Source organism: Planktotalea frisia (assembly GCF_001890925.1).
Classification (GTDB): Bacteria; Pseudomonadota; Alphaproteobacteria; order Rhodobacterales; family Rhodobacteraceae; genus Planktotalea; species Planktotalea frisia.
Window position 1 is genome coordinate 1 of the sequence record NZ_MLCB01000067.1, and the last position, 5,050, is coordinate 5,050.

The 5,050-nt window shown below is 53.9% G+C and carries 5 protein-coding genes; all 5 read right to left on the bottom strand.

What is annotated here, in order from left to right:
* Positions 1-246: 246 nt before the first annotated feature.
* Complete coding sequence (locus tag PFRI_RS03910; RefSeq protein WP_072629437.1) at positions 247-918, bottom strand: aspartate/glutamate racemase family protein; 672 nt, start codon at positions 916-918, stop codon at positions 247-249.
* Positions 918-2,204, bottom strand: coding sequence for a TRAP transporter large permease (locus PFRI_RS03915; protein ID WP_072629438.1), 1,287 nt, complete (start codon positions 2,202-2,204; stop codon positions 918-920). The genes PFRI_RS03910 and PFRI_RS03915 overlap by 1 nt, the downstream gene beginning before the upstream one ends.
* The gene (locus tag PFRI_RS03920) at positions 2,204-2,725 is read right to left on the bottom strand and encodes a TRAP transporter small permease (protein ID WP_072629439.1); all 522 of its coding nucleotides are present in this window, start codon (positions 2,723-2,725) and stop codon (positions 2,204-2,206) included. The genes PFRI_RS03915 and PFRI_RS03920 overlap by 1 nt, the downstream gene beginning before the upstream one ends.
* Before the next feature lie 20 nt (positions 2,726-2,745).
* Complete coding sequence (locus PFRI_RS03925) at positions 2,746-3,726, bottom strand: TRAP transporter substrate-binding protein (protein WP_072629440.1); 981 nt, start codon at positions 3,724-3,726, stop codon at positions 2,746-2,748.
* 218 nt (positions 3,727-3,944) lie between these two features.
* Positions 3,945-4,790, bottom strand: coding sequence for a MurR/RpiR family transcriptional regulator (locus PFRI_RS03930; RefSeq protein ID WP_072629441.1), 846 nt, complete (start codon positions 4,788-4,790; stop codon positions 3,945-3,947).
* Positions 4,791-5,050: the final 260 nt, after the last annotated feature.

The window sequence follows — 5,050 nt, forward strand, 5'->3', positions numbered from 1 at the left end:
GAAAACAACGTCAAATCTGTAGGTTGAACGACCGCAACAAGCGCCACTGCCGCGCGAGCGGCTTAGTCCAGGAGCCCATATTACCGATTTTCTGCAATGCGGCGAGGGTCTGGTATGGGGACACTAATGAGCCTGCCGATAAGTGTTCGGTTCAAAGCAAACAACCGATGATAGTCGCCTGTCATGCTCTTGTGAGACCCGGTTTATTGGACGTCAGCGCTAACTTCGAAACTTCTGTGGGCTCGTTTACAAGTCGTTTTCAACATCGCGATGCGCTACAAGGGTTCGCAAAATATTGATCGCGCCTTGGGTGCCGTCAATTAGCGGTACAGGGCTGTTTGGCGCAAGTTTGGACGCCAGCCCTGCCAATGGGCCGCCTCCCATAACGACACAACGTGCGCCGCGCTGGTGCATTTCCCTGCACAGTTCGCCCATTTCGTCCATGTAGCGGGTTTGAACCGTGCCTGGATCACCAAAGTCAGTCGTATTCACCGCTAGTGTCGCCAGAAGTTTTGAGCCCAACCCTGCCTCCTCAGCCTTGGCTTTTAATGCCGGTACGAGGCTTGGACCAAATGTTACGATGCCGAAAGGTCCGCCAAGTGCTTGGGCTATGGAAAAGGCGGCCGCCGCAATGCCGACCACCGGGATATCCGGTCGCAGCAACTGAACGGCCTCAGCCCCGGTATTGCCAAATGACGCTAAGATTATCCCGTCGCACGGGGCATCATAGGCTTTGACTGTCTCTACGACGGCTATGCTTGCATGATCGGCATCGGCTTGTGTCACGATTAGCTCCGGGCCAAAGGCTGGGCAGAGCGTTGTAAATTCATCTCCTGGATAGGCTACACCATCGGCGGCCTCTTTTATGCGGGCCGTCGCGCCCTTGGACGTGTTAGGGTTGATGATCAGTAACCGCATTAGAGGATGACCGACGGTAGCCAGAGGGAAATTGCTGGAAAGAGGTTGATCAAGACTAAGGCCACCAACATTGCGCCAATAAACATCATCATTGATGGGATGATCTTGGCGATGGATATCTTCGCGATAGCGCAAGTGATCAAGACGACTGAGGCCACAGGCGGTGTCTGTTGCCCGATCCCGAGGTTAATGGTCAAAATCAAGCCAAAATGGACACGGTCGATCCCAAGCTGATCGGCCAGCGGCAAAAAGATCGGCACTAGCATCAGGATCGCAGGAGTCCCGTGAATGATCGTGCCTGCCAGCAGGAAGAAGATGTTGATGACAATCAGAACAACCCAGTAATTGTCCGACAGCCCCAGGATGCCCTGCGCAATTTCCTGCGGAATGCGTTGGTTTGTCATGTACCAACCCAAGAGGGTCGAGGTCGCCACGATAAACATCAACATGGCAGAGCGTTTGCCCGCTATGCGCAATGTGTCGATTAACGTGCCAAGGCGCACCGTACGGTAGACGACGGTGGCAAGCACAATGGACCAGAAGGCTGCGATGGCACCTGCCTCGGTGGCGGTAAAGATACCGCCAAGAATACCCGCCAGCACAAGAATTGGCAGCGTCAGTGGGATGGCTGCGTCCTTACCGGTTTCGGCCACTCGAGCCCATGAGAACGCTCCTTCCGTGGGATAGCCGCGCTTTACAGAGATCGCATAGGCTGTGCCCATCAACAGGCCACAAACCAGAAATCCAGGCACAATGCCAGCGGCGAACAACTCGGCAATCGATGCATTGGCCACATAAGCATAAAGGATCAGATTGAGGCTGGGCGGCACGATGATCGCCATTGTAGCCGAGGTTGAAGTGACAGCCGCCGCGAAAGCCACCGGGTAGCCACGCTTTTTCATCTGTGGGATCATAACCGAGCCGATAGCAGCTGCGTCCGAAGTGGCGGTACCCGAGATTTCCGAAAAGAATAGCGATGTCAGAATGTTGACATGGGCCAGCCCGCCGCGGATATGCCCAACAAGAGATGAAGCAAACGCGATGAGCTTCTCCGCAATCTTACCTTGGTTCATTATTTCGCCTGCGATCATGAACAACAAAGCCGCAACAAGCAGATAGTTGTTAGCTCCACCAAAGGGGATCAGCCCAATTATTTGTGGTACAACCGCGGGGTCGAGCACGATCATGGTGGCGGCGGTGACGCCCAGAACAAAGGCAATCGGCAGGCCTGCAATCAGCAAAGTAATCAAAAGGATCAGGATCATCCATCCGGGATCAAGAAACATTACGCGTCACTTTCAGGCAAAAGATCCAAGGGGTCGATACGGCATGTCACGATGCCGATAAAACGCACGGCACAAAACAAAGTAATCAGCGCGCCCCCCAGCGGCATCGCGCCGCGAAAGAGCATCATCGGTGCATCAACCGAGATCAACGAACGCGCCCCAAAACTGGCCGCTGCGATCCCGCCGTACCACGCCAGCATTGCGCCAAAGACACCCATCAGGACGAGGTTTAACGCAGTAACGACACGCATCATGCCTGCGGGCATTACGCGCAGCACCGCATCAAAGCCAAGGTGTTCGTTGGTGCGAGTCAGATATGCTGCGCCGATAAAGGTCAGCATGGCCAGTAGGTGGGCGGGGAGTTCCTCGCCCCATGACACGCTGTCATTCAAAACGAACCGGGCGAAAACCGCCCAGTTCAAGAGCAATAAGAGGAGACCGGCAAGGGATATGACCAGGACATCCAGCATCACGCCAAGCCAGTGGTCCAGACGCGAAACTATGCTGTCAAATTCATCCATTTGCTTTGTCCTATTTGTGCCTATTCGATCCCGAGCGCAGTCTTCGTTGCAGCGATCATGTCTTCGCCGATGACATCAACAAATGTTGGGCTTTCATAGAGCGGGGCAGCGGCTGACTGAAACGCAGCAAAATCAATCTCATTGACTTCTATTTTGTTTGCCAGTGCTGCGATGGTTTCCGTGTCGGTTGTTTCACCCCACTCAAATGACCAAGGGGCCACCTCTTCGGCCACAGAAATCACCGTCGCGCGCAGTTCTTCATCAAGTGATGCAAGGAAGGGTTCACCAATCACGAGGAAAGTTGGCAAATAGACGTGGTTTGATAAGGACATATAGCCCTGCACCTCGAATAGTTTGGCCGTGTCGACCACGTTTGCCGGGTTTTCCTGGCCATCAATGGTGCCTTGATCCAAGGCGGAATAAACCTCGCCAAAGGACAGTGGCGTGGCGTTGGCACCCAGAGTGTTGAACATTTCAACCCGCTGACGATTGGTGGGTGTTCGGATCTTGAGCCCATCGAGGTCTGCTGGTGTCACGATCGGACGCACGTTATTGGTGATCTGGCGAAAACCGTTGTCCCACATAGCTGCAAGAACCATGCCAGTGCCGTCAAAGCCGTCTGCAAGCATTTCGCCCGCCGGACTGTCGATGAAGGTTTGGACCGCTGCGCGGTCTTCAAACAGGTAAGGCAGGTCAAAAATCGAGGTGCGGGTGTTGATCTGGGACACCGCCGACGCAGACAGTGAGGCTTGGTGCGTCCCAAAGCCGAGGCCCTGCAACACGTCTTCTTCTTTGCCCAATGTGTTAGACATGAAAATCTGAACGTCGATTTCGCCGGGTGCGGCGGCTTCAAGGCGGGTTTCGTATTCCAGCAGAAAAACATGGGCGAAAGAGCCTTCTGGCAGGGAGGAGTTGATCTGCATGATGGCTTCCGCACTAACGGCAGCGGGGAAAATAGCAGCACTTGCCGCAGCGATTAGGCTTTTGCGTGTGAAGGTCATGTGTCGTTCCTTTGTAACTGGTTGCGAGGAGGAAAATTCTAAATTTACTTATGAAAATTTATTTCCCAAATCGATCAAAGATGAAAAACATTTTTCAATCCGGAAGACAAACTTTTCCATCACTGCCTAATTAAATGGCAGATTCTCGGCGTAATTTTAAGTAATGGTCAGGAACTGAGCGCGTGTGACACGCAAGCGCGCATTCAAAAGACCTAACTCTAAAGTTCGTCGAAACGGCGGTGCCCGTCCTCGATTGAGGCCATTCGGCTGCGCCCTGCCGCGCCGGACACCGCGATCGTGCGCGCCGCAACCAAGTTGCAGACGGCCATGGCACCCACATGGTTCATCAACGGGCCATTCGCCGAAGTCACACAAGACAGACGCCAACGGGCATCGGCGGTTTCGGGGCTAGAGCGATCTTCGATCACCGCCAGACCAGCTTTAGCCGCAGCCGCCGCCTTGGCCACAGCGCCAGCGAGCTTTGAATTGCGGCGCAAAGCGATGAGCACGACGATGTCCTGTGGGGAAAGCGATACAAGGCTTTCGGCCAAAGTCTCTCCGGCACGAGGCAAGACACTCACGTTGCTTAAGACCTGAGAGGTTTGCCATCCGAGATATTGCGCAAAAGACTGACCCGCCCGAAAGCCCACGAACCAAACGCGTGGTGCTGCGTTCATTGCCTCTGAGAGGCTGTCAATCACGGTATCATCTAGCGCGCCATAGGTCAGATCCATGTTCTGTTGCGACGCTTCGAAATGCGCCGCAACCGCGCCGCCACTTGCGGGTGTTTCTGAGGAGAAACGCAATAATGCGGTGCCTGCTCGTTGCTCGTCGCGCACTGCGCGGCGCGCCTCGTCAAACGAACCATAGCCGATCCGCCGCACAAATCGGGACACAGTGGCATTTGACACATTAGCCAGTTCCGCAATTTCTGACGCTGTGTATCCTGCCATCTCGCCAGGGAAATCCAAAACAAACTCGCCAAGCTTATATTCACTCGGATTAAGCTCGGGCAATGCATCGCGTACACGAAGTAAGAAAGGCTTGGTCTTATCAGTGTTCATCCACCTAAGATGATCGCCGTTCATCAAAACGTAAACATGTTTATACGACGTGCGATGAAATGTTCCGAAGGATCTATCTGGTCCGGCTTTGCGGTGTCTGACTATGATATTCAAATATGTGGCGGAGGAACGGTTTGCCCTAATGCCACCTATCGCCAATTTAAAGCGGCCATTGGTGATCCGAGATACAACGGTTGCTTAGTCTTGTGTGGATGGCTCCCTTTTTGCAAGTCCTTTTTCGCGCATGGTATTTCGTCAGA

What these genes read in the sequence shown, in the direction of transcription:
- PFRI_RS03910 (WP_072629437.1), bottom strand. Translation starts at nt 918, where the DNA reads ATGCGGTTACTGATCATCAACCCTAACACGTCCAAGGGCGCGACGGCC.
- PFRI_RS03915 (WP_072629438.1), bottom strand. Translation starts at nt 2,204, where the DNA reads ATGTTTCTTGATCCCGGATGGATGATCCTGATCCTTTTGATTACTTTG.
- PFRI_RS03920 (WP_072629439.1), bottom strand. Translation starts at nt 2,725, where the DNA reads ATGGATGAATTTGACAGCATAGTTTCGCGTCTGGACCACTGGCTTGGC.
- PFRI_RS03925 (WP_072629440.1), bottom strand. Translation starts at nt 3,726, where the DNA reads ATGACCTTCACACGCAAAAGCCTAATCGCTGCGGCAAGTGCTGCTATT.
- PFRI_RS03930 (WP_072629441.1), bottom strand. Translation starts at nt 4,790, where the DNA reads ATGAACACTGATAAGACCAAGCCTTTCTTACTTCGTGTACGCGATGCA.